We start from the raw sequence: 23,623 nt of genomic DNA, 5'->3' as shown, positions 1-23,623 counted from the left end.
TCATGCGGTTTTTAATGCAATCGAGCGTGAGTTTTCACGCTCGATTTACGTTCGCGGCGTGATATCGCACGCGCGATTTCAACAAACATTTCAGTCAGGTTCGTGCATGCACTATCGGGTCATCGGCCTGTCATGCAGATGTGCTTGCAGCAGCGCCGGTCGGATGGACACGCGTCGGTACGACGTCCATCGCCACCCCGTCACTGCCGAAGCTGCCCATGCTCTGGATTCTGCTGCTGTCGCTGTTGTTGTTGTCCTGGTTGTTCCTCGCGTCCGCAAAGTGGGTGTGGTGGAAAGCCGGCTTGTTCTCGCTGTTGCTGCTGGCGCTCAGCGCCTGGTGGCTGATCGACAAGCTGTCCGGTGACGGACTCAACGCCGCCACCCTGTACCACCTGGGTGCGGACATGGAAGGCGCCGGTGTCGCCGACTTCAAGGGCTATATCGCCGGCTTCATCGTGCTGGCTGCTGTGTCGCTGCTGCCGCTGTTCGCGACGCGGGTGAAGCGTTGGCGCCGCCCCACGGCCGGTGGTGCGTGGTTTGCCGGTTTCGCCGCGCTGTGGATGGCCACGATCATGATCAGCCCGCTGGCGCGCGATGGCCAACGCCTGTACCAGCAGCTGCGCCCGGTGGATTTCGCCCGTATCGCTCCCGAATACCAGATCCCCACGCAGGCCCTGCAACGCCCGCGCAACATCGTCTGGATCTACGGCGAGAGCTTGGAGCGCACCTATCTGGACGAGGCGGTGTTTCCCGGCCTGATGCCCAATCTCAACCGGTTGGCGGCCAAGTCGCTGGATGTGCGCGGGTTGGCCTCGGCCGAAGGCGGTGGCTGGACCATCGCCGGCCTGGTGTCGTCGATGTGCGGCGTGCCGCTGACCACCTCGCAGGGTGATGAGAACAGCATGGACCGCATGGGCAGCTTCCTGCCCAAGGCGGTGTGCCTGGGCGATTACCTCAAGCAGCAGGGCTACACCAACCATTACCTGGGCGGTGCCAACGGCCAGTTCGCCGGCAAGGGCCAGTTCCTGGCCAGCCATGGCTTCGATGAAGTACATGACCTGGCCTGGTTCAAGCAGCAGAAGAAGATCGGCCGCATCCACTATTCGGCGTGGGGCGTGCATGACGACGTGCTGCTGGACACTGCCTACCAGCGCTTCGAGCAGCTGTCGCGGCAGGACGCACCGTTCATGCTGACCACGCTGACCATGGACACGCATCACCCGGCCGGGCATCTGCCGGTGGCCTGCAAGGGCGAGCGCTACCAGAGCCAGTACGGCAACATCGGCATGCTCAACGCACTCAAGTGCACCGACCGCCTGATCTCGCAGCTGGTCGAGCGCATCCAGGCCAGCCCGTATGGCAAGGACACGCTGATCGTGATCGCATCCGATCACCTGGCCATGCCCAATGACCTCAGCCATATCCTGACCAGGCAGAAGCGCGAGAACCTGCTGCTGTTCCTGGGTGACGGCGTGGCCCCGCGCCAGCTGGCCGCCGAAGACGGCTCGACGCTGGACTCGGGTGCCACCCTGCTCAGCCTGCTCGATCCGAACCTGCAGACGATGGGCTTCGGCCGTTCGCTGCTGGACGACAAGCGCACACCGAGTGCCAGCGCCGCCGCGCGCCGCGATGGCGGCCGCGACTATCCGCAATACCTAGCCTTCGCCCGCTCGCTGTGGCTGGGTGAACCGACGCGGCAGCTGAAGATCGACGGTGACGACCAGGTCGTTGTCGGCCTGCAGCACGTGCAGCCGCCGGTGCTGCTGGAGTACGACAAGGACTGGGACCTGAAATCGGTGTACCTGGAAAACACCTCGCGCCAGTTCGACGATGCTGACCCGGACAACACACTCGCCTACGTCGATCGCTGCACCGCGTTCGAGGATGGCTCAGCCGACGGCGACTGGTGCGCGCTGCTGGTGAACCGCGACAACGGCATCAAGCTGTACCGCGATGGCCAGCTGCGCAACGGCATCGACGTGGATGCGCCGCTGGATGCGTTCCAGGGCCCCCGCCCCAGCGTGCGCCAGGCACACATGATCACGCAGAAGGGCCGCCGTACCCGCGCCGGCCAGTACATGCTGCAGCTGGTGGCGAGCACGCGCCCGGATCGCGGTTTCTGGATCGAAGCGGTGTCTTCGCAGCGCAAGGTGGTGCTGGCCCAGCAGTGGGTGCAGCCCGATGCAGACGGCAAGATCAACGTGTCGTTCGGCCTCGACCACGAAGTGGACGATCTGGAAATCCGCGCGTGGTTGAACCACGCCGAGAAGCTGGCAGTGGATACGTTCGCACTGGTGCCCTCACGCGGGCGACCGCGGGGGTAAAGGGGTTCTTTCGGCAGGGCTGCGCCCTGCACCTGCCGGAGCCGAAGCAACGGCAACAGCCGAAGCAAAAGCGGGTTTCCTGTGGGATGGCGGGGTGGGTCCGGTTGCGGGGGACGCTGCAAGTACATCCATGTAAGCTCGGTCGCGCCATCCATGGCGCTCACGCCCCCGCAACCGGACCCACCCCGCCTTCGACAGATTTCCGCGATCTGTCGGAATGTCATGGCCTGCTTCTGGTGGGTGTCGACCTTGGTCGACACGTAGATCCACGCCATGCGTGGATGCTTTTTGATCAATTGTCGAAATATTCGATTTCGATGGAGATTCATCCACGCATGGCGTGGATCTACCAGACATCGGGAAACTGTCGAAGGTGGGGCGGTGTCGGATTGCGGGGTGTCAGCCGCATGGATGCGGCTGCCAAGCCTACAAGGACGTACTTGCGGCGTCCCCGCAATCCGACACCGCCCCGCCACCCCACGGAATACCCGCGTTTGCTGTTGCTTCGGCTGTTGCCGTTGCTTCGGCTTCTGCAGGTGCAGGGCGCAGCCCTGCCGACCCACCCTCTTACTGCTGCGGATCGCGGGTGATGTGGATGTCTGTTGGCGTGGACAACGGAATGTTCCGCTCGGCCAGGATCTGCAACAGGCTGAAATACAGATCGCTGCGCGTGCCATACACCTGCCGCGGGCTGGCCACGTAGGCGAAGCTGTTGATGGTGATCTGGCCGCCAGCGATGCTGTCGATGTACACCGACGGCGCCGGCTGCTGCAGCACCGTGTTGTGCGCACCGTAGGCATCCAGCAGCGCCTGTCGCAGGCTCGCAACGTCGGTGCTGGCTGGCACCGCGAACTGGATCTGGATGCGGCCCTGGTTGTTGCCCATCGTCATGTTGCGGATGGTCTTGGTGATCAGTTCGGAATTGGGCACGATCAAGGTGGACTTGTCGCTCACCTGGATCTCGGTCGAACGCACGTTGATGCGCTTGATATCACCTTCCTGGTCACCCAGCTTCACCCAGTCACCGATCTTCACCGGCCGCTCGGTCAGCAGGATCAGGCCGGACACGAAGTTCTGGATGATCGCCTGCAGGCCGAAGCCGATACCCACCGAGAGCGCGCTGACCAGCAGCGCCAGGTTCTTCAGGTTCAGGCCCATCGCGGTCAGCGCCCACAGGCCCACCAGGATGATGCCCACGTAGCCGGCGATGGTGCTGATCGAATTTCGTGCACCCAGGTCGAGTTCGGTCTTGGGCAGGTAGGTATCGGTCAACCAGCGCTGCAGCAGCTGGGTCAGGCCCATGCCCACCAGCAGCACCAGCACGCCGGTGACGATGCGGCCCGGCTGCAGCGTCAGGTCCTTGTTGATCACGATGCCATTGGCCAGCGAGGCAATGCGTTCAACGATCGTGCCGATGTTGCCGAACGGTGCGGCCAGCGCCAGCAGGGCAATCAACACTACCAGGGTGCGCAGCATCGCCGACAGCAGCACGCCCGCCTGTTCCAGCTTCGACACGCTCAGTCCGGTGCTGAGCAGGATGGTCTGGCCAACCTTGCTGTCGGCGTTGAGCAGCCAGGTGGAGAAATCGTCGACGAACTTGAACAGCAGCGTTGCCGCCAGCACCACGATGCTGCCGCCGATCAGCTGCTGGTTCACGAACTTGGCGAAGTTCACATAACCCAGCAGGGTGGCGATGATCGCGGCCACCACGGCGATGTTGCCCGCCACGCGGGCCAGCACCAGCCAGCTGCTGCGTCGTACCGGCAGCTGTGCGCCAAGACCGTCGGCCTGTGCTTCCAGCTTCGCCTCGGCCTCGGCGGTCTGACGCCGGTGCAGGCGCGCCAGGGTCACCAGCATGGCCATGATCAGGCCCAGGTAGGTCAGTGCGATCACGCCGTCCAGCGCCACCGTGGTGACATCGCTGGTGCGGGTGGCGCGATCAAGTGCCACCAGCACCGTACTCAACCAGGCCAGTGCCGCAGCACCCCAAGCATACTTGCGCAGTTTCAGCGCGGCGGTGTCATCCAGGTTCAGCAGCCGCCAGGAGGGCCGCTTGGGCACCAGCAGGCAGGCGCTGAGCGCGGAAATGAAGGCCGCAGCGAACGTCGCTGCCTGTACGCCTTCGGCCACGCTCTGCAGGCGCGGCGGAATCGCGCCGATGGCATCCAGCGCAGCCACCAGCACCACCACGGCGTAGCCGGGCAGCAGGGTACCCACCAGCAGCAGCCACATGGCCAGGCCGGAGCGGCGCAGGCGGCCGTCGGGGGCGCGCTCGGACGCGGCGAACCGGCGCCCCAGCGCGCGCAGCCACAGGCGCAACGGGAACATCATCACCAGTGCCGCCGCCAGCCCCAGCAGCAACGTGCCCCAACCGTGGGTGGCAATGGCCGTGGTCAGCGCAGCACGGCCCTGCTGGGCCAAGGGCGTAACGCGGGCGATGTCATTTGGCAGCTGGTCGGCCACCTGTCGCCACAGCGTCGGTGACAGCGGCGAGGCGACCTTGCGTCCCAGTTCCTCGGTGCGCTGCGCGTTGCGCTGCTTGTCGATGTCCGCGCTCAGCTGCTGCGCGCGCACGGCGCTGGACTTCGCCTGGGCAATCGATGCCACCAGGGCATCGCGCTGGCGGGTCAGCGTGCGCCGCTGCGCGGCCAGCTCCGGCGGTTCAGTGGTGTCCTTGGGCGCATCGCCCAGCTGCGTCAGCTGCTCGTTGAGCTGGTCCAGCTGCGGCTGCAGGGTCTTTTCCAGCGCCTCGGCATCGCGCTTGGCCTGTGATGCAGTTTCCGAAAGCGTGCCCAGCGTTTCGGTGGCCTCGGCGTCAACGCGCTTGCGTGCAACATCCTTCAGCGTGCTGTCGATCTGCGCCAGTTGCTGCTTCGGTGTGGGGTCATCATCCTGGGCCAGCGCCGGCACAGCCAGCAGCAACGTGCAGCACAACAGCAGGCCCAACCACGGGCCACGCACCAGGATCGTTTGGAAGAAGGAAGACAAGCCAGCCACACCGGTTCACGCGGACCACCGCGCCTGCGCGCGACTATACGGCAGGTGCTGTAAACGGCGGATGCGCAGGCGCTGGCGGGTGGCGGCGGCTCAGTACTTCAGCCGCAGCTCTTCCACCTGTGGCTGCTGCAGTGCGTACCAGTCCTGGAATTCTTCCTCGGTGATCTCGTCCGGTGCGTACACCGCGATCGGGTGCCAGGCATGGTCGGTCGGCAACGGCTGGCGCGGCCCGGCGCGCAGGCTGTAGGCCACGCCTTCGTAGTCCACCAGATCGTCGACCTGCGGCCACTGCTCGCGGGCGAACTGGGTTTCACTCTTCAACAGGATCACCTGGTACATCGGCACCTCCACTGCGGTTGGATCGGAAAAACGCGGCGCTGGCGGAAGCATACCGCTGCGCCGATGACGGCACGCGCTCCGCCGGGGCGACGGAATGTTCTGGACATGGCCCTCGCCCCGGCTTCACCCGCCCGTGGCAGTGTCCTCGTCATCTTGGAGGTCCTCTCCTGCCACGCCTGACAATGACCGACCTGCCGCCCCTGAAGACCGTCACCGACCTCAAGCTGCCCCGCTACCTGGGCACCTGGTACGAGATCGCCCGCCTGCCGATGCGCCACGAGCCGGAGGGCTGCACCGACGTATCGGCGCATTACACCCTGCTCGACAGCGGCAACGTGGGTGTCACCAACCGCTGCCGCATGGACGGCGAGGTCGAGGAAGCCACCGGTGAGGCGTGCGCGATCGACAACGACAGCGCGCGGCTGGAAGTCAGCTTCCTGCCCAAGGGCCTGCGCTGGCTGCCCTTCGCCAAGGGTGACTACTGGGTGATGCAGGTGGCGCCGGACTACAGCGTTGCCCTGGTCGGCAGCCCCGATCGCAAGTACCTGTGGCTGCTGGCGCGTGAGCCCCGGCTGGATGCCACCGTGCAGGAACATTATCTGGCAGCCGCACGCCTGCAGGGCTTCGATCTGTCCGAACTGATCCAGACCCCGCATACCGGCCACCCCACTGCCTGAGCACCAACGCGCATGGACCTGAAGAGTGGCTACCCGTGGTGGGCGGTGCGCAACGGCCTGATCCAGGCCTTTCCGCCGCTGGAACAGGATCTGCAGTGCGATGTGCTGGTGGTCGGTGGCGGCATCACCGGCGCGCTGATCGCCGATGAGCTGTCGGCCCATGGGCACGACGTTGCAGTGATCGAGCAGCGCGACATCGGCTGGGGCAGCACCGCAGCCAGTACCGCGTTGCTGCAGTACGAGATCGACACCCATCTGCTGGAGCTGACTTCGCAGTATGGCGAAGACGCTGCGGCGCTGGCCTACCAGGCATGCGCGGATGCGATCCCGGCCCTGCGCCAAGTGGCACGCGGCCTGAAGGACGTGGATTTCAAGCAGATGGACAGCCTGTACCTGGCCAGTCGCCGCCGTGACGTACCGCGGCTGATGGCCGAAGGCGAGGCGCGCCGTGGCATCGGCCTGGATGCGCGCTGGCTGGACCGGGAGGCGCTGCAGGAACGTTTCAGCGTCGATGCCGGCGGCGCGTTGCTGACCCGCCAGGCCGCGCGCGTGGATCCGTACCGTCTGGCCTATGGCCTGCTCGAGCGTGTGCGTCGGCGCGGCGGCGTGGTCCACGACCGCACCGTGCTGCATGCCCTCACCCCCAGCACGCGCGGCGTGACCGCCCGCACCGAATCCGGCATGCAGATCCGCGCCCGCCACGTGGTGCTGGCGATGGGCTATGCCAACCAGCAATGGCTGGACCCGCGCGTAGCCCGCAACCGCAGCAGCTACGCCTTCATCACCGACCCGATCAACGCCGACGAACTGGGCTGGCTGCAGCGCACGATGGTCTGGGAGAGCGCGCGTCCCTACCTGTACTTGCGCGCCACCGGCGACCGCCGGTTGCTGGTGGGCGGGCTGGACGATGCCATCGATATTCCCGCCCGCCGCGATGGCCGGGTGGAAAGCAAGGCCCGTAAACTGATGAAGCAGCTGCTGCAGTGGTTCCCGCACCTGCAGCCAACCCCGGCGTTCTCGTGGGCAGGCACCTTTGCCGAGACCGCCGACGGCCTGCCGTTCTTCGGCCCGCATAAGCAGTGGGGCCCGCGGGTGCAGTTCGCCATGGCCTATGGTGGCAACGGCATCACCTATTCGATGATCGGCGCCGGGCTGTTGCGGGCCGGGATCGAGCGGCGCCGGCACCCGCTGCAGGAGCTGTTCGGGTTCGGGCGGTTGTAGCATGCAGCCAGGCATGGCCTGGCTCTACCGCAACCGGGCGCCGACAGGCATCATTCAAGCAACGCCTGCTAGCGTCGGCCTGTACCGCCGCGTTCTGCGCGGCCCCTCTCCGTTGGAGCGCCGTCATGATCCGCCCCCTGACCCTGCTGCTGTGCCTGGCCGCCCTGCCCGGGACTGCGTTGGCGCAGTCCGCCGCTGGCGCCACCGCGCCGCAGGCCTCCGGCCTGGACCTGTCCGTGCCGCAGACGCCGATCCGCTATCTCAACGATCCCACCCTGCAGCAGGACCCGCCGGGCACGTTCTACGGCGACAAGACCGGCCCGCGCGTGAATGGCGACGGCAGGATCGCCGACGTGACGGATGACAAGGTCAAGGTGTCCGGCAGTTTCACCACCGGCATCGGCTACGCCAAGAATTACGGCAACACCCACTACAACGCCGCCACGCTGAATCTCAGCAAGAACTACACCAACGATGAAGGCAAGACCCGTGGGGTCAACGTCAACATCCACGTGAGCGAAGGCAAGGGCCCGGGCTTCTTTGGGCCGTATGGTGGTGGTGGCTACTACGGTGGTGGCCCGGGCTATTGGGACTACCCGCCGCCTTACGGCTGGTAATCCACGCCCTGGGTAGGTGTCGACCTCGGTCGACAGGCCCACCCCAGCAGGCATCAATCCAGCCAGCCATCACGCTCGCTGTGCAGGATGCGGCCGTCATACCCACTCACGCGCACTTCCACACGCTGGTTGCGGGCATTCCGCGCTTCCAGCGACCACGTCGCTCCATCGCGTTCCAGCGAATGGATCTCACGCAGCCCCTGCGACTGCGCCTTGGCCAGCACCTGCTCGGTGCCCAGCAGCGCGCGGCTGTCGTGCTCGTCGAAGATCTCGCCGGTCTTCGGGTCCACATACACCTCGCTGAAGCGACCGTCGGCACGGCTGACATCGGCTTCCCACAGGCCGTCATCGCGCTCGATCTCATGGATCTGGGTGTAGCCGGCCTTGCGCAGGGTCTGTTCGACCTGGGCCATGCCCAGCGGTGCCGCCTGGGCAGCAGGAGCGACGGCAAGCGCAACGACAGTGGCGAGGGTGAGCGACTTCAACATGGGGGTTCTCCTGTTCGGTGCCGGACCATCCCGGCAACGCCACGATGCGCCGCGTGGTTAACAGCCACTTAGCCGGCGCTGTTAGCCAACGGTTAGTCGGCGGCGGCACACTCGCGCCTGTTCCCCACTCCCCATCATCTACGTGCCGATCCTGTCTTCCCTGTCCCTGCTGCTGGCGCTGGTCAGCGCTCCGACCGCCCCCGGCCCCGCCCAGGACCCGGCGCAGCAGGTCGCGCGCCGGGCCGTGCAACAGGGCCGTTACGTGCCGCTGGAAAGCGTGGTGCGCGATGCACTCAAGCGCCACCCCGGCCAGCTGCTGGAAGTGGAGCTGGACGATGGCGTGTACGAAGTGGAGATCCTGCGCGCCGACGGCGTGGTGGTGGAGCTGGACTATGATGCGCGCAACGGCAGGCTGCTGAAGACGGAGCTGGACGACTGATGCGCATCCTGTTGGCCGAAGACGATGCCGCATTGGCCGAGCGCCTGCAGCCGCTGCTGGAGCAGGCCGGTTACGTGGTCGAGGTGGTGGCCGATGGTCGCCAAGCCGAGGAGATCGGCCAGGTGGAAGACCTGCAGGCCGCCATCGTCGATCTGGGCCTGCCCGGGCTGGATGGCCTGAGCGTGATCGAGCGCTGGCGCGGCAACGGCCGCGACTTTCCGGTGCTGGTGCTGACCGCACGCGGACGCTGGCACGACAAGCTGGCCGGCTTCGATGCCGGCGCCGACGACTACCTGACCAAACCCTTTCAGGCCGACGAACTGGTGCTGCGCCTGCGCGCACTGATCCGCCGCAGCCACGGCCATGCCAGCCCACGCCTGCAGTGCGGCCCGCTGCAGCTGGACGTCAATGCCGGGCGCTTCGACCTGGACGGCCAGGCACTGGCACTGAGCCCGCAGGAATTCCGCCTGCTCAGCTACTTCATCCACCACAGCGGCCAGGTGATCGGCCGTGACCGCTTGGGCGAACATGTGTTCGATGGCGGCCACGATCCCGATTCGAATGCGCTGGACGTGCTGCTGGGGCGCGTGCGCCGCAAGCTCGGCACCGACCTGATCCAGACCGTACGCGGCCAGGGCTGGCGGTTGGCCGCGCCGTGAGCCGGCAACCGTCACTGCGACGCCGGCTGCTGCTAGCCGGTGGCATCGGCCTGCTGCTGGTCTCAGCACTGGCCAGCGCGCTGCTGGGCGAACTGTTCAAGCGCAGCGCGCGCGACCGCCTGGACAACGAACTGCAGCAGGACATGCTGACCCTGCTGGCACAGGCCGAGATCGATGCCGACGGCCAACTGCAGCTGCGCCAGGAGCCCAACGACGCGCGCTTCCAGCGCGTGTTCTCCGGTGCTTACTGGCAGATCGCCGATGGCAGCGGAAAGGTGCTGCTGCAGTCGCGTTCGCTGTGGGACGAGACGTTGCCCGTGGCCGCCAATGGCGCAGCCGTGCGCAATCTGCCTGGCCCGCTGCAGCAGTCGCTGCGCGCGCGCGTGCAGCAGGTGCGCCTGCCACGCGCGAACGAACCCTACGTCGCCGTGGTCGCCACTGATCGCAGTGCACTGGACGCGGACGTGGCCGCGTTCCGCCAACGCAGCGCGATGGCGCTGGCGGTACTGGTTGCTGCGTGGCTGGCGGTACTGGCCAGCCAGGTGCATTTCGGCCTGCGCCCGCTGCAACGTCTCGGTACGCAGCTGGAGCGTGTGCGCCGCGGCGATGCACAGCGCATCGATACGGCGGGACTGGGCGCTGAAATCGCGCCGCTGGGTGACGAACTCAATGCATTGCTGGACCACCAGCAACGGATGGTGGCGCGCGCGCGTACCAGTGCGCAGGACCTGGCGCATGCGCTGAAGACACCGCTGAGCGTGCTTGCCGCTGAAGCCGATGGCGAAGGCCGCGAGTGGCGCCCCACGCTGCGTGAGCAAGGCGCGCGCATGCAGGCCAGCGTCGATCGCTATCTTGCCGCCGGGCTGACCGCTGATCATCGCGAACGCACGCTGGTGGCAGCGGTGGCGCAGGCGATGTGCCGGTTGATGGCGCGGGTGCATGGCGACCGTGCGTTGCAGTTCCAGGCCGAGGGTATTGCCAGCGACCTGCAGTTCGCCGGCGCCAGCGCCGACCTGGAAGAGATGCTTGGCAACCTGCTCGACAACGCCGGCAAATGGGCGCAGCAGGACGTGTCAGTGACGGCGCGTGCGGACGAAGGGCAGTTGCGCATCGACGTGCGCGATGACGGCCCGGGTTTGGCAGCCGAGGCGCTGGCGCAGGTTACCCAGCGCGGCGTGCGGTTGGATGAGCGCGAAAGCAGCAGCGGCCTGGGGCTGGCCATCGTGGGTGATATCGCTGCCAGTTATGGCGGACGGTTGGCGTTGGAGAATGCGCAACCGGGATTGCGCGCGACGCTGTGGTTGCCGGTGGGGTGACCTGCCGCTGCGCTCGCCGGGCATGGCCCGGCGCTACCGGATCACGCGCCACCCGGTAGATGTCGACCTTGGTCGACACGCATCAAGAGCGCCGACCAAGGTCGGCAACTACCGGTGATGCATCCACCAGCAATCGATGGCATCCAGCACGATGTGGATCATCAGGCCAATCCCCACCAGCCGCGTCTTCTTCGGCACGCACAGGCCCGCATACACGGCAATCGCCGGCGCGGTATGCAGCGGGTGGAAGCCGATGCTGCAGCGGTTCGGGGCGTAGATCGGATCGGCCAGCAGATGGTCCAGATCGATGATCCAGCCCAGCAGCAGCAACAGCCACGCCGAGGCGAAACGCTTGCGCCAGAACAGCCATGCCAGCAGGGCTGGCACGGCTGCATGCAGGAACAGGTGGAAGATCGCGCGGGCGCTCATCAGCACCGGTAGCGCCGGGCCATGCCCGGCGTTCCGGTCACCCTCAGATCAGCGGTTCGTCGGACAGGTAGGTGTAACCGGTCAGGCCTGCTTCCAGCGCTTCGGACAGTTCCTGCGCGCGCTCCGGCGACAGGTCCGCCGATGCCACGCGGTCGGCGTAGGCCGCACGCAGGTCATCCAGCTTGTAGCCCACGTAGTCCAGCATCACGTCGGTGGTGTCGCCGCGACGCTGCTGGGTGATGGCGTAGCCATCGGCATCGGCCAGCACTTCCACCGCGTCGGTATCACCGAACAGGTTGTGGATGTCGCCGAGGATTTCCTGGTAGGCACCGACCATGAAGAAACCGATGCGGTAGCTCTCGCCGTGCTTGATCGCGTGCAGCGGCAGCGAGCTGTCCAGGCTTTCGTTCTCGACATAGGTCTTCACCATGCCATCGGAGTCGCAGGTCATGTCGGCGATGATGCCGCGGCGATCCGGCGTTTCGTTCAGGCGCTCGATCGGCACGATCGGGAACACCTGGTCGATCGCCCACGCATCGGGAATCGACTCGAACACGCTGAAGTTGACGAAGTACTTGTCGACCAAACGCTCGTTCAGTTCATCCAGCGCCGGGCGATGGCTCTTCTCGTCATAGCTCAGGCGCGCACGCACGCCGTGGGCGATGGCATAGAACAGATCGTCGATGCGCGCACGCTGCGGCAGGTCGATCTGGCCCAGCGCATAGCTGGACAGGCCTTCGGCATGGAAGTGCTGCGCTTCCTGGAACAGCTCCACCGCCGGACGCACGTCCAGTTCTTCGTGGATCTCGCGCAGGTGGCGGATCGAGGCCGGCTCGTCGTCGTGCTGGTCCGGCACGCGGCCTTCCTGCGCCTGTTCCACTTCGGACACGTTGGCGATCAGCACCGCGTGGTGCGCGGTCATCGCGCGGCCGCACTCGGTGACGATGCGCGGCGGGGTCAGGCCGTGTTCTTCGCAGGCGTTGGCCAGCGGCTGCACGATGTTGCTGGCGTACGAATTCAGGCCGTAGTTGATCGAGCAGAAGCTGCGCGACCGGGTGCCTTCATAGTCCACGCCCAGGCCGCCGCCCACGTCGACGTGGGTGATCTTCGCACCCAGCTGTGACAGCTCGACGAAGTAACGGGTGGCTTCGCGCATGCCGTTGGCGATGTCGCGTACGTTGGAGATCTGCGAGCCCATGTGGAAATGCAGCAGGCTCAGGCAGTCGGCGTATTCGGTATCGCGCAGCGACTTCCACAGGTCCAGCAGCTGGCGCGGGGACAGGCCGAACTTGGCCTTGTCGCCACCGCTGTTCTGCCACTTGCCGGCGCCCAGCGAGGCCAGACGCATGCGCACGCCCAGGCCCGGCTTCACGTCCAGTGCCTTGGATTCTTCCAGCACCAGCTTCAGCTCGGACGGCTTCTCGATGACGATGAAGGTCTGCAGGCCCAGCTTGCGGCCGATCAGGGCCAGGCGGATGTACTCGCGGTCCTTGTAGCCGTTGCAGACGATCAGGCCACCGGGGCGCGACAGCGCCAGCACGGCCATCAGTTCCGGCTTGCTGCCCGCTTCCAGGCCAAAGCCCTCACCGTGGTGGCTGGCCAGGGTGCCGGCCACGCCGCGGTGCTGGTTCACCTTGATCGGGTACACAGCGGTATAGCCGCCCGGGTAGTCCCAATCCTGCTGGGCCTGCGCAAAGGCGGCCTGCAGCTTGCCCAGGCGCTGGCCGAGGATGTCCGGGAAGCGCACCAGCAGCGGCAGCTTGGCGCCGGCCGCGCGCGCGGCATCCACCACCTTGGGCAGCGACACCACCGGGCCATCCGCCCCGGTCGGTCTCACCACCATGTGCCCGGCCTGATCCACGTCGAAATAACCATCCGCCCAGTGCGGGATCGAGTAGGTCTTGCGGGCTTGGTCGAGGGACCAATCGGTCATTGCAGTCGGCCTTGTGGCAAATAAAAGGGGGGGCATGATAACGCCTATATGCCCACAGGTTCGTTATCATGCGCGCCCGCGCCCGCGGCAGGTTCCAACCTGAACGGGCCGATCCGTCCGGATGCGTGGCACCCCGCCTTCAGCCCGGCTCCATCCCTTCCGAACAGGAATGCTTTCCCATGACTGACAACAGCAACTGGTACATCGAACACTTCGAGCGCACCGGCTCGGCCATCGGCTACCGCATCACCGGCAAGCTGGACGAAGTGCAGTCGCCGTTCCAGAAGATCGAGATCTTCCAGACCACCGACTGGGGCAACCTGATGACCATCGATGGGGCCATCATGCTGACCAGCAAGGACAACTTCTTCTACCACGAGATGATCAGCCACCCGGTGCTGTTCACCCACGCCGCGCCCAAGCGCGTGGTGATCATCGGCGGCGGCGACTGCGGCACCCTGCGCGAAGTGCTCAAGCACAAGGGCGTGGAGAGCGTGACCCAGTGCGACATCGACGAGCAGGTGACGGTGATGGCGCGCAAGCACTTCCCGGAACTGTGCGATTCCAACGACGACCCGCGCGCCGAGCTGATGTTCGATGACGGCGTGGCCTACATGGCCAACTGCCCGGCCGGCAGCGTGGACGTGGTGATCGTCGATTCGACCGATCCGGTCGGCCCGGGCGAAGGCCTGTTCAACAAGGCGTTCTACGAGAGCTGCTTCAAGGCCCTGAAGGACGACGGCATCCTGGTGCAGCAGTCCGAGTCGCCGCTGATGCAGCTGGAGCTGATCAACGAAATGCGCGCCGAGATGGGCAAGGCCGGCTTCGGCTCGTTCAAGACCCTGCCGTTCCCGCAGCCGTGCTACCCCACCGGCTGGTGGAGCGTGACCCTGGCGCGCAAGGGCGACAGCAGCTTCGACTTCCGCCAGGCCGATTCGGCCGCCAAGACCTTCGACACCCTGTACTACACCGCCGCGCTGCACACCGGCGTGCTGGTGACCCCGCCGTTCGTGAAGGCGGCGCTGAAGGGCTGATCGAAACGCGTGCCAACCAAGGTTGGCACCTACCAAAACAAAAACCCGCGCTGGCGACAGCGCGGGTTTTTCGTTTTCCGGTAGCGCCGGGCCATGCCCGGCGGCCGTCCGCTTACAGCGCCCAGATGCCAGCGATCACCGCCACCACCAGGCCCCACTTGATCACCTGGTAGGCCACCACGCTGCGCTCGCGCAGGGCCTTGGCCTTCAGCCGCACCTTGTAGACGCTGCCGAAGGCCTTGTTGACGCCGCCGGTCGGGTCACCCGGCAGGTTCGGCGATGCACCACCGGCCAGCAGCGTAGACGCCACCAGGCGGTTGAACAGGCCCGGCAGGCCGAAGCGCAGCGGGCGGGCGATATCGCAGAACAGGATCACCCGGTCATCGGGCGTCTCGTTGTGCGCGTGGTGGATATAGGTCTCGTCGAACATCATCCACTCGCCGTCGCGCCAGCTCTTCTTGATGCCGTCCACTTCGATGTAGCAGGCATCGTTGTTGGGCGTAGCCAGGCCCAGGTGCAGGCGCAGCGAACCGGCGAACGGATCGCGGTGCGGGCGCAGCTCGCTGCCCGACGGCAGCTGCGCGAACATTGCCGCGCGCACGTCCGGCAGCGATTCCAGCAGCGCGGTGGTCTTCGGGCACATCGCCTTGGCCGACGGGTGTGAGGGGCCGTACCACTTCAGGTAGAAGCGCTTCCAGCCGCGGCGGAAGAACGAGTTGAAGCCGGCATCGTTGAACGTGCTGGAGGCAGCGATCGCCTGCGCATCGCGCAGCGCCAGCGCCTCGTCGCGGATCATCTGCCAGTTCTGCCGCAGCGGCTCCAGCTGCGGGAATTCCTTGCCAGGGTCCAGGAACGGCGTGGTCGGCACCTTCGAGAACATGTACATGACCACGTTGATCGGGGCCATGAAGCTGGAGTGGTCCAGCAGCTGGCGCGACCAGCGCGCACGGACCTTGCCACGGAAGTGGATGTACAGCACGCAGGACACGAACAGCGCCGCAAGTACGATTTTGATGATCAAAACACTTTCCTCCAGCACACGCCGGACAGGGAAACAGGGCGATGCGGCCGCAGGGCCGGCATCAGTGGGGGAACGCGGCAGGAGACGGGGACGTGCCGGGTGGGTGCGGCCGTCGATGTCGCGTGTAACAGCTTATGGTCGGCAGGCCGTGCGCCGGGGTCAAGCCGGGCGTGCGCGACGCGCAGCGCGGCCGTGTGAGCGGCAACGCTCGTTCTCACAAGCTATTGAAATTCAATGCCTTTTAAAAAAGTGAGACAGAATTGTCCGAATGTATGTGACGAACTGTTCCAGCCACGACGCCGACATTTCTCCGACAAATTGTGGAATAGCGAACTCGCCGGTACTAAAATTGACTTAACGAAAGTTTAGCCAGTTCCCCCAGTCGTACCGGTTCGCTTGACGCTTCAGCGCCGCCCACCGGGTCGCCCGAGACCCCAGATGATCCCTTCCATTACCCCCTCCCCGTCCTGCGGCGATGACGCCGTGGCGCCGCTGCTGCTCAAGCGCGGTGAACGCTTCCTCGCCCCCGATGTCTACCGCACCTGCCTGGACGGCCGTCCGGCGGTGGTGAAGGACTACTCCCGCTACCGTGGCACCCCGGTGTCGCCGATCGCCCGGCTGATGGTGCGCCGCGAGGCGCGCATGCTGGAGCGCCTGGGCGGCTGGAAGCACGCCCCGGCCCTGCTCGGCACCCTCGGTGGCCTGGCGCTGGGCATGGAATTCATCCCCGGCCAGACCCTGAGCACCGCGCAGGCGGTGGGCAATGAAGTGTTCGAGCAGCTGCAGCACGCGATCACCCGCCTGCATGCCGCCGGCATCACCCACAACGACCTGCATGGCACCAACGTGGTGGTCAGCGCCGGCGTACCGGTGCTGCTGGATTTCACCTCGGCCTGGCGCGTACCGCGCTGGCTGCGCCGCAACCCGCTGAGCCGGCAGCTGAGCCGTAGCGACATGAAGAACCTGCTGAAGATGCGCCAGCGCGTGACCGGGCAGGCGCCGAGCGCCGCGCAGGCCGCGCTGGTGGCCGACCCGGGTTGGGTGGCGGCCGTGCGGCAGGGCTGGAAGCGGTTCTACAAGTGGGCGAAGCGCCGGTAGAGGTCGAGCTTGCTCGACCACTTTTCTGTAGAGCCGAGCCCACGCTCGGCTGCTCTTTGCACCCGCCGAGCGTGGGCTCGGCTCTACAAAAACGGCTTACAGCGCGTCCGCGTCCAGCTCACCGGTACGAATACGCACCACACTACCCAGGTCGTACACGAACACCTTGCCGTCGCCGATCTTGCCGGTGCCCGCCGCCTTCACGATGGCTTCCACCACCACTTCCACCTGATCGTCGGTCACCGCCACTTCCAGCTTCACCTTCGGCAGGAAATCGACCACGTACTCGGCGCCACGGTACAGCTCGGTATGGCCCTTCTGGCGACCGAAGCCCTTCACTTCCGTCACCGTGATCCCGGTAACCCCGCGCTCGGCCAGCGCTTCGCGCACGTCGTCGAGCTTGAACGGCTTGATCACCGCCATGACCATCTTCATCGTCTATCTCCTGTATTCCGGCGTGGAGGATAGCGCCTGAACGCGGCCGGTGCGAAACCCGCAGTGCCTGTCCGGCAGCCCGGGGCCAGCAGTATCCTTAGCGCCGAACAGCCGTGGCCGCGCCGGATGCGCAGGCCCACCACCCCACGGAGCACCCCATGATCGACCTGAACCAAATCGATGACCTCGCCCGTCGCCTCAGCGACCTGGTGCCGCCGGGCCTGCGCGAATCGCGCGAGGAACTGCAGGCCACCTTCAAGAGCGCGCTGCAGGCGGGGCTGGCCAAGCTGGACCTGGTGACCCGCGAAGAGTTTGAAGTGCAGCGTGGAGTGTTGCTGAAGACCCGCGAGAAGCTGGATGCGCTGGAAACGGCGGTGCGCGAGCTGGAAGGCCGCGGCAAGGCAGAATGAAAAAGGAGGCGCACCGCGCCTCCCACTTACAGAGTATTTCCCTGATGGGGCCTTGCCGCAAGGCCCGCCCGGCGCCCTAGACTCGCCGGCCTGTCGATCCGGCAGGACAGGTAGGGGCAGTGCTGATGACACAGGACACCGAATGGACACCCGTTTCGCATGACACCTGCGACCAGGTCGCCGGGCCGTTCTATCACGGCACCCGCGCGAACCTGGCGGTGGGCGAACTGCTGAGCGCGGGCTTCCGCTCCAACTATCGCGACAGCGTGGTGATGAACCACATCTACTTCACGACGATTGCCAAAGGTGCTGGACTGGCTGCGGAGATGGCGCGGGGTGAAGGGCGACAGCGTGTGTATGTGGTGGAGCCGACCGGGCCGTTTGAGGACGATCCTAATGTGACCAACAAGAAGTTTCCCGGGAATCCGACGCGGTCGTATCGGAGTGAGGAGCCGTTGCGGGTTGTTGGGGAGATTACGGAGTGGGAAACCTACGATGCGGAGTTCATCAGGCAGATGAGGGAGTTCATTGCCTCCGGCGGCGGCGAGATCAGCAACTGATCTGGCCGCCGCCAGGCAATCGATCTGAAGTCAATTCACGCCGGGGCTATAGTTTTCCACCTGGATCAGCACGAAGCTGAGCCCTCCCTCAGGCCGTGTGGCGATCCTGCCCCGGTAGATTCCCGGACGGCTTTGCCAATCCATACGAACACCACGACCTCGCCGTAGATCTGCAAGAAAAGCGTCGACATTCGCGCTAGCACCCGTATCGGGAACCTCTATACGCAGTTTCCGGCTGCACCCACTGGAACCAATGTACATGCCATGCAATCCGTCAGTCTCGATGACGGCCCGCACGGCAACCTGTCGCTCGCTCGCCTCAAAATGCAGATCACAGAACTCCGCCTCGGGCGGACGTGCATTGGACTTCTCGTGATTGCCCGCGCTGGTACAACCAGCGGCAACCACTAGGGCAACGAACAATGCTGCCCTCAACATCCTTTGAACCCCGGTTCAGCACACCAAGCCTGCGTGGATCTCTCCGCCGCCTGTTTGATCTTCTCATCAGTGCCAAGTCCGATATCCATACCAAGGCCCCGTGCAACGGCTGCACCAGAACTATATGCATTCAACTCCGTTCGCATGACCTTAGACCTCGTATCGGGTCTGCCGGCGAGCAGCCCGAGATCGCCTTCGCTAGCATTTGCAGAGGCGACCAAAGGCTTGGCTAGGCCGCAGCAAGGCCGCCTTCCGGCCTGACCAGATCGGAAAGATGACCATCAACGATGTGCACGTTCCGACTGGCCCGAAGTGCAAGCTCCTGATCATGTGTGACCATGATGATTGTCGCGCCGGCAGTATTGATCTCTTGGAGCAGCTCCATGACACCACGGGCCATCTCGGTGTCCAGGTTACCGGTCGGTTCGTCTGCCAGTAGCAGCCTGGGAGTCCCAGCCAATGCCCGCGCAATTGCGGCCCGCTGCTGCTGACCGCCGGACAGGGCACCTGGATAGTGCTGGGCCCGGGAGCCAAGGCCTACCCTCTCAAGAACGCCAGTAATCCTTTCCCGCCGGTCCTTCGCGCCAAGTCCCCGATACCGCAGAGGAACGTCAATGTTGTCATAGAGTGTTAGATCTGGAATCAGATTGAAGCCCTGGAAGATGAAACCGATCTTCTCGTTTCTGATCCTGCTGCGCTGGCTATCGCCTAGACGCGACACATCCTGGCCATCCAGCTCGTAGGAACCCGCCGTAGATTCCTCAAGCAGGCCTGCAATGTTGAGAAACGTCGACTTTCCCGAGCCGGATGGCCCAGTGACTGCGACGAACTCACCCTCTCGCACATGTAGATCAAAGCCTCTGAGGGCATGAGTCTGCACCTGTTCAATCTGGAATACTTTACTGAGTCCTTGCATCTTCAGCATGTCGCACCTTGGTGTCTTCATGCGCCCGAGCGGGCGCAACTGTGATTCGAGTCAGAGAGATCGGATTGCTTGAACCGGTGTGATGGCTGAAGCCTTCAGTGCAGGCACCAGCACCGCGGCCTGACCGAGAAGCCACAGCGCAATGGCACTGATCGGCAGGTAGGCCACAGGGAGCCTTGGCAGCTCATAAAACCGCATCAGGCCCAGATTCATCGCATAGGAAAGGATCAAGCCGGCTGCGATCCCGATGGTGACGATGAGGAAGTTCTCGATCTGGAAGTAGCGAAGAATGTCCGATCGCGTGGCCCCCAAGGCCCGCCGAATGCCAATCTGCTTTCGACGCTGTTCTACCCAATAGCTTGCCAAGCCCACGATTCCCAGGGCTGTAGCACCGAGAAGTGCAACGATCACTGCCGCAAGCAGACCCATCATGACCTTTGCCCCGCGGAAGTAGTCAGACCTTAGTTCAGACAAAGGCCGACTAGCAGACTGATCGAAGACCACATCGGGCGCAGCTGCAGAAACTACCTTGCCCACTTGACCAAATATGCGAGGCAGGTCTTGAGGCTTAGCACGCACGACGTACCTGCCAGCGAGCTGCGGGCCCGCAACGGCGGGAACGATGAGTGACCAGTCGTTACCCAAAGCCTCTCCTCCGCCTGGCTGCGACACCACAAGATGTTCGACCACTCCGATCACCGTAAAGCGGGTGTCCATCGCCCAGACGCTCTGGCCGACTGCCGTTTGTCCAGGCCAATAGCGATCCGCCAGCTGCTGGGTCACCAGCACCGGCGCATTGGTGGGAACGTACTGCGCAATGGGCGCGTACTCCCCAGGCTCGGGCATCCGCCCTGATGTCAGTTTCAGACCCAGCGCGTTCAGGGCCACTGCATCGCCGAGATAGAAGTCCAGCACGCCACCGGACCGCTCAAGGGCCTCATCGGTGTTCACGCCGGCGCGGACACCGGGATCGCCAAACGGTACCGCGCTGATGACCCCGACTGACTCCACGCCAGGAATGGCCCGGATGGCGCTTATGACCCGCGCATTGATGTCATTGGCGCTGTCGGCACTGAATCCCGAGAGCTGAACGACCCCAAGGGAAGACTCTTCGACGCCACTATCCAAATTCAGCGCCCGACTCTTCTCCATGAACATAAAGATGGCGTTGCAGAGCACGGCACATGCCAAGGCGATCTCGATGGCGATCAAGAACGTAGCCAACCGGTGCTTCTTTAACGCAGCAACAATGATTCCCACTTGCATAGCGCACTCCCTCAAAGCAGCTTCAGCTGGGCGACCGGCTGGATGGAACTCGCCCGATAGGCAGGAATGGCACCCGCTACGAGACTGGTAACCAAAGACAGTACAAATGTGCCCAAGAACATGGCGATGTCCAAGTGCACCAGATCGGCGTACGCCACTGGCTGGATACGAATCGTCCACAGACCCAGTAGCGTCAAGAGCAGGCCGACAACGCCGCCGATGGCTCCGATCACCGCCGCCTCAACCAAGCACTGTGTAAACACCGCAATCCTGCTTGCGCCTAGCGCGCGGCGCAGGCCAATCTCTCCGCCGTGCCGCATGAATTTTGCAAGAAGCAGTCCTACCACGTTAGCCAGGCAGATCAGCAGGAACGCGAACGCTAAAGCAGTCTGGACCTTAACGTCGCTGGGAACGACCTGATTGAAGTCCAACCATCCCATCAACGACCGCATCCTCGTATTGTCGTCGTGCTTGATGCGACCTAGTCGCTTCTGCTCAGCTGCGTAGTTGCGAAGGAATCGTTCGTAGGCCTGCACACGATCTGGCCCCACAAGCTTCACCCACAACGCCACGGCAACACACGGGGCACCCTCAAGAACTCCAGGGCGCTCCGGTGCCGCCCAGCACGTGAACGGCTGAAAGTCACCCTCATTGATCTCCAAACTGGCCGACAGAGGCAGGAGAATGTCATCTGCCGCGCCATAGAATCCGGATGTCTCGCCACCAGAGAAACGTCCACCTCTGATCTTGTAGAACAAGGGCGATGGCCGCCATGCTCCAAGGACGCCGATGATCTGAAGGTTCGTATCCTTGACCCGGATGCTCTGACCGACGCTGTTGCGACCAGCGAACAACTGTTGGTTGAGGCGGTGAGAGATTACGGCAACGCGACTGCGGCGCTCATCGTCTTCGGAAACCCACGACCTTCCATATTGCAGTGGCACGTCGAACATCGTGAAGAAGTCTGCCGTCGTCGAAATGGATGAGATCATCAGCGGCGCCGCGCCGGGAATCTCCGATCGGATCTTGACGGGATTGGAGACGACCATCGTCTGGCTATCCGCCTGCTTGGCGGACCAAAGGTCATAAGCCGTCCTGTAGTCCATGACGTCATATGGCTCCCGCCCCTTGGACTCCGGGTTCACGTCGACCTGGGGGTAGTAGATATCTCCACTCTTGCCGGGAAGCGGGTCGCCAGACAGAAGGTGCATGACCGTCAGGGTCGTCATGCTTGCTCCGATTCCCACAGCAATTGCCAGGATCATCAAGCCGGTAATGACCTTGTTCCTGGCAGCGTTGTGCAAAGCAACTTTCACGTAATAGCCAAACATCTAAGCAGTGCTCCTTTCTTGTTCCTATCCGCTATGCGCACACCTATGTCGCACGGCTATGCTGGCTGCAGTTCCAAGCCATCGCCAATGAAGACAGTTGGCGATTCCAAGTCATGAACATCGTCGAAGAGGTCGCGATACTCCAGCCCTCCATGCATGATCATCACCAGAGTTCTCCCATTCGTGATCTGCATGATCTTCTCCATTGCGATCGCTTGGGTACTGACATCCAGGTTTGAGAGCGGCTCGTCCAGCACATAGAGATCGGCTTTCTTTGCGAGAGCCAGCGCAAGTGCGACCTTCTGTTGCTGACCTGCAGACAGCTGATCCGGGTGTGCGTCCAGGATCTCCGGAGAGCAAACAGCCAAGGCTTTGAGAAGACCAAGATCAGCGCCAAGATCCCTGACAGCCAAGGGGGGGAAAGCAAGTGGAAGCGTTGAGGAACTGATCTGGATAGGCAATGAGATGCTACCAGTGGTTGGCCGCAAGTTCCTTGCGAGGATGTTTGCGAGTGTTGTCTTCCCAGAACCGTTGTCGCCGGTGATAAGGAGCCGCCTGCCTGGATTGATCGTCAGGGAGACGTTGCGAAGCACGTCTTTCTGGCCATAGCTGAACCCCACGGAATCCAAGATGACGCTGTCCGAATGACAGATCTCCAGCGGGTCCCGTTGCCGAAGGAACTCGGAGATGCGATGGACGGTAGCACCATAACTCTGCAGCTCTGCCCAATGTTTGAATATCGCGATTAGAGTGGTAGCGGCCCGCCAGAATGCGTTCATGAACGCAATGAAGGATCCGAAGGTCATCTTCTTCTGAAAGACGAACAACGCACCCACGAAGATTGAACATACGTCCGAGACCACCATCGTCAGGTCGCTTGCACCCTGCAGCGTGCGGACCACCTTGAACCGGCGGTATCCGGTGTCCAGAAGATCACCCATTCCAGTGTCGAAGGACTTCACTGTCTTTCCCGCTAGTCCAAACGTTCCAACCATCTTCAAGCTGCCGACTGCCTTGGTGAGGACGCCTAGAACTTCAGCTTCCTTTTCCCGTTCCGTAGACGTCAGTGCCCTGATTCGCTTGCCAACGATCAAACTGACCACCGTGGCTATCGGGATGATTGCAGCGAGGACTGCGAAGGCCTGCCATGATATGTAGAGGAGTGCGCTGACCAAGGCGGCAAACATGGCCACCTTTGCCACCATCCCCCTTACCAGGACGAGCATCGGCACCAAGCCGTCCTTCACGTCAGACCTGATTCGCGAGACGTAATGCCCTACGCCATTTCGCAGGAAATCGTTGTAGCGCTCGCTGTAGAACGCGCGCAGGAGATCCTCGCTTACCCGTCGGATGATCCGGTTGTCCAGTCGTTGCTGCCAAAGCGAAGTCACATAGGCGCCGGCGTTGAGTGATACGCCCAGAGCAAGGTAGCCAAGCACCAGATACATCAGGCGCGCGAAGTCACCTCGCAGCGAGGCCTCGTCGAGGATAGCCTTGATCAGCAACGGATGTATCAGCCCCTCTGCCGCACCGACAATGGCCGCGACTGCGGTTACCGCCAGATACTCAGCCCGGTGCTGACCGAGCAAGCGGGAGAAGTCCCGCCACTCGGTGCGCGCTTGCTTTGGATCTGGCGCGGAGCGCGAAGAGTCAGGTGCGTTCATCG

Annotated in this window: 22 protein-coding genes; 11 read left to right on the top strand and 11 right to left on the bottom strand. The window is 64.0% G+C overall.

The window, feature by feature from the left end; all coding sequences use genetic code 11:
- Window positions 1-218 precede the first annotated feature (218 nt).
- Window positions 219-2,324: a phosphoglycerol transferase I gene (locus HFK18_RS06385; protein ID WP_180165180.1), complete on the top strand. Its 2,106-nt coding sequence runs from the start codon at window positions 219-221 to the stop codon at window positions 2,322-2,324.
- Window positions 2,325-2,891: 567 nt separating this feature from the next.
- On the opposite strand, the gene HFK18_RS06380 is transcribed toward HFK18_RS06385, so the two are convergent.
- Window positions 2,892-5,321 (bottom strand): DUF3772 domain-containing protein, encoded by a 2,430-nt coding sequence (locus HFK18_RS06380; protein ID WP_180165178.1) that lies wholly within the window; start codon window positions 5,319-5,321, stop codon window positions 2,892-2,894.
- 90 nt (window positions 5,322-5,411) lie between these two features.
- Complete coding sequence (locus HFK18_RS06375) at window positions 5,412-5,660, bottom strand: hypothetical protein (protein ID WP_025874572.1); 249 nt, start codon at window positions 5,658-5,660, stop codon at window positions 5,412-5,414.
- Between the two features lie 182 nt (window positions 5,661-5,842).
- Here HFK18_RS06375 and HFK18_RS06370 point away from each other — a divergent pair, with 182 nt between their 5' ends.
- The 3 genes from HFK18_RS06370 to HFK18_RS06360 all read left to right on the top strand — a co-directional run bounded on the left by HFK18_RS06370 (window position 5,843) and on the right by HFK18_RS06360 (window position 8,175).
- A complete protein-coding gene (locus HFK18_RS06370) occupies window positions 5,843-6,337 on the top strand; it encodes a lipocalin family protein (RefSeq protein ID WP_100553850.1) in 495 nt (164 codons plus the stop codon).
- Window positions 6,338-6,349: 12 nt separating this feature from the next.
- Complete coding sequence (locus HFK18_RS06365; RefSeq protein ID WP_180165176.1) at window positions 6,350-7,558, top strand: FAD-dependent oxidoreductase; 1,209 nt, start codon at window positions 6,350-6,352, stop codon at window positions 7,556-7,558.
- A gap of 125 nt (window positions 7,559-7,683) precedes the next feature.
- Window positions 7,684-8,175 carry a hypothetical protein gene (locus HFK18_RS06360; RefSeq protein ID WP_099819724.1) on the top strand — a complete coding sequence of 164 codons (492 nt, stop codon included), beginning with the start codon at window positions 7,684-7,686 and terminating at the stop codon, window positions 8,173-8,175.
- Window positions 8,176-8,228: 53 nt separating this feature from the next.
- On the opposite strand, the gene HFK18_RS06355 is transcribed toward HFK18_RS06360, so the two are convergent.
- Entirely contained in the window at window positions 8,229-8,663 is a 435-nt protein-coding gene (locus HFK18_RS06355; protein ID WP_180165175.1) for a PepSY domain-containing protein, read from the bottom strand.
- A 148-nt stretch (window positions 8,664-8,811) separates the two neighbouring features.
- Between HFK18_RS06355 and HFK18_RS06350 the strand changes: the two genes are divergently transcribed.
- The 3 genes from HFK18_RS06350 to HFK18_RS06340 are packed head-to-tail and all read left to right on the top strand — an operon-like array spanning window position 8,812 to window position 11,077.
- Window positions 8,812-9,102, top strand: a complete 291-nt coding sequence (locus HFK18_RS06350) for a PepSY domain-containing protein (RefSeq protein WP_180165620.1) — start codon at window positions 8,812-8,814, stop codon at window positions 9,100-9,102.
- Window positions 9,102-9,761 (top strand): response regulator transcription factor, encoded by a 660-nt coding sequence (locus tag HFK18_RS06345; RefSeq protein ID WP_025874566.1) that lies wholly within the window; start codon window positions 9,102-9,104, stop codon window positions 9,759-9,761. Before HFK18_RS06350 ends, HFK18_RS06345 begins: the two co-directional genes overlap by 1 nt.
- Window positions 9,758-11,077, top strand: a complete 1,320-nt coding sequence (locus HFK18_RS06340; protein WP_180165173.1) for a HAMP domain-containing sensor histidine kinase — start codon at window positions 9,758-9,760, stop codon at window positions 11,075-11,077. The genes HFK18_RS06345 and HFK18_RS06340 overlap by 4 nt, the downstream gene beginning before the upstream one ends.
- A 108-nt stretch (window positions 11,078-11,185) precedes the next feature.
- Here the strand turns inward: HFK18_RS06340 and HFK18_RS06335 are convergent, their stop codons facing one another.
- Window positions 11,186-11,506, bottom strand: a complete 321-nt coding sequence (locus HFK18_RS06335; RefSeq protein ID WP_033832425.1) for a DUF6122 family protein — start codon at window positions 11,504-11,506, stop codon at window positions 11,186-11,188.
- Between the two features lie 43 nt (window positions 11,507-11,549).
- Entirely contained in the window at window positions 11,550-13,439 is a 1,890-nt protein-coding gene (gene speA / locus HFK18_RS06330; protein WP_099819728.1) for an arginine decarboxylase, read from the bottom strand.
- A gap of 179 nt (window positions 13,440-13,618) precedes the next feature.
- Here speA and speE point away from each other — a divergent pair, with 179 nt between their 5' ends.
- Window positions 13,619-14,473 (top strand): polyamine aminopropyltransferase, encoded by an 855-nt coding sequence (speE, locus tag HFK18_RS06325; protein ID WP_180165171.1) that lies wholly within the window; start codon window positions 13,619-13,621, stop codon window positions 14,471-14,473.
- 112 nt (window positions 14,474-14,585) lie between these two features.
- Here speE and HFK18_RS06320 read toward each other — a convergent pair whose 3' ends face one another.
- On the bottom strand, window positions 14,586-15,491 hold the full coding sequence (locus HFK18_RS06320; protein WP_049465655.1) for an aspartyl/asparaginyl beta-hydroxylase domain-containing protein: 906 nt from the start codon (window positions 15,489-15,491) through the stop codon (window positions 14,586-14,588).
- A gap of 441 nt (window positions 15,492-15,932) precedes the next feature.
- On the opposite strand from HFK18_RS06320, the gene HFK18_RS06315 reads away from it, so the two are divergent.
- Complete coding sequence (locus HFK18_RS06315; RefSeq protein WP_089237465.1) at window positions 15,933-16,592, top strand: RIO1 family regulatory kinase/ATPase; 660 nt, start codon at window positions 15,933-15,935, stop codon at window positions 16,590-16,592.
- 96 nt (window positions 16,593-16,688) lie between these two features.
- Here HFK18_RS06315 and HFK18_RS06310 read toward each other — a convergent pair whose 3' ends face one another.
- Window positions 16,689-17,027 (bottom strand): P-II family nitrogen regulator, encoded by a 339-nt coding sequence (locus tag HFK18_RS06310; protein WP_032977217.1) that lies wholly within the window; start codon window positions 17,025-17,027, stop codon window positions 16,689-16,691.
- 158 nt (window positions 17,028-17,185) lie between these two features.
- On the opposite strand from HFK18_RS06310, the gene HFK18_RS06305 reads away from it, so the two are divergent.
- Complete coding sequence (locus tag HFK18_RS06305) at window positions 17,186-17,437, top strand: accessory factor UbiK family protein (protein WP_180165170.1); 252 nt, start codon at window positions 17,186-17,188, stop codon at window positions 17,435-17,437.
- A 125-nt stretch (window positions 17,438-17,562) separates the two neighbouring features.
- On the top strand, window positions 17,563-17,997 hold the full coding sequence (gene arr / locus HFK18_RS06300) for an NAD(+)--rifampin ADP-ribosyltransferase (RefSeq protein WP_180165168.1): 435 nt from the start codon (window positions 17,563-17,565) through the stop codon (window positions 17,995-17,997).
- A 667-nt stretch (window positions 17,998-18,664) separates the two neighbouring features.
- On the opposite strand, the gene HFK18_RS06295 is transcribed toward arr, so the two are convergent.
- Genes HFK18_RS06295 through HFK18_RS06280 form a run of 4 tightly spaced genes read right to left on the bottom strand, consistent with a single transcriptional unit; the run spans window position 18,665 to window position 23,621 of the window.
- Window positions 18,665-19,360 carry an ABC transporter ATP-binding protein gene (locus HFK18_RS06295; protein WP_180165166.1) on the bottom strand — a complete coding sequence of 232 codons (696 nt, stop codon included), beginning with the start codon at window positions 19,358-19,360 and terminating at the stop codon, window positions 18,665-18,667.
- Between the two features lie 51 nt (window positions 19,361-19,411).
- Window positions 19,412-20,626 carry an FtsX-like permease family protein gene (locus HFK18_RS06290; RefSeq protein ID WP_180165164.1) on the bottom strand — a complete coding sequence of 405 codons (1,215 nt, stop codon included), beginning with the start codon at window positions 20,624-20,626 and terminating at the stop codon, window positions 19,412-19,414.
- A gap of 11 nt (window positions 20,627-20,637) precedes the next feature.
- Window positions 20,638-21,957: an ABC transporter permease gene (locus HFK18_RS06285; RefSeq protein ID WP_180165162.1), complete on the bottom strand. Its 1,320-nt coding sequence runs from the start codon at window positions 21,955-21,957 to the stop codon at window positions 20,638-20,640.
- Window positions 21,958-22,013: 56 nt separating this feature from the next.
- Window positions 22,014-23,621 carry an ABC transporter ATP-binding protein gene (locus tag HFK18_RS06280; protein WP_180165160.1) on the bottom strand — a complete coding sequence of 536 codons (1,608 nt, stop codon included), beginning with the start codon at window positions 23,619-23,621 and terminating at the stop codon, window positions 22,014-22,016.
- Window positions 23,622-23,623 lie beyond the last annotated feature (2 nt).

The sequence above is a fragment of the Stenotrophomonas sp. SbOxS2 genome, assembly GCF_013416715.1.
Lineage (GTDB): Bacteria > Pseudomonadota > Gammaproteobacteria > Xanthomonadales > Xanthomonadaceae > Stenotrophomonas > Stenotrophomonas lactitubi.
This window is presented reverse-complemented; position numbering and strand designations above follow the sequence as displayed.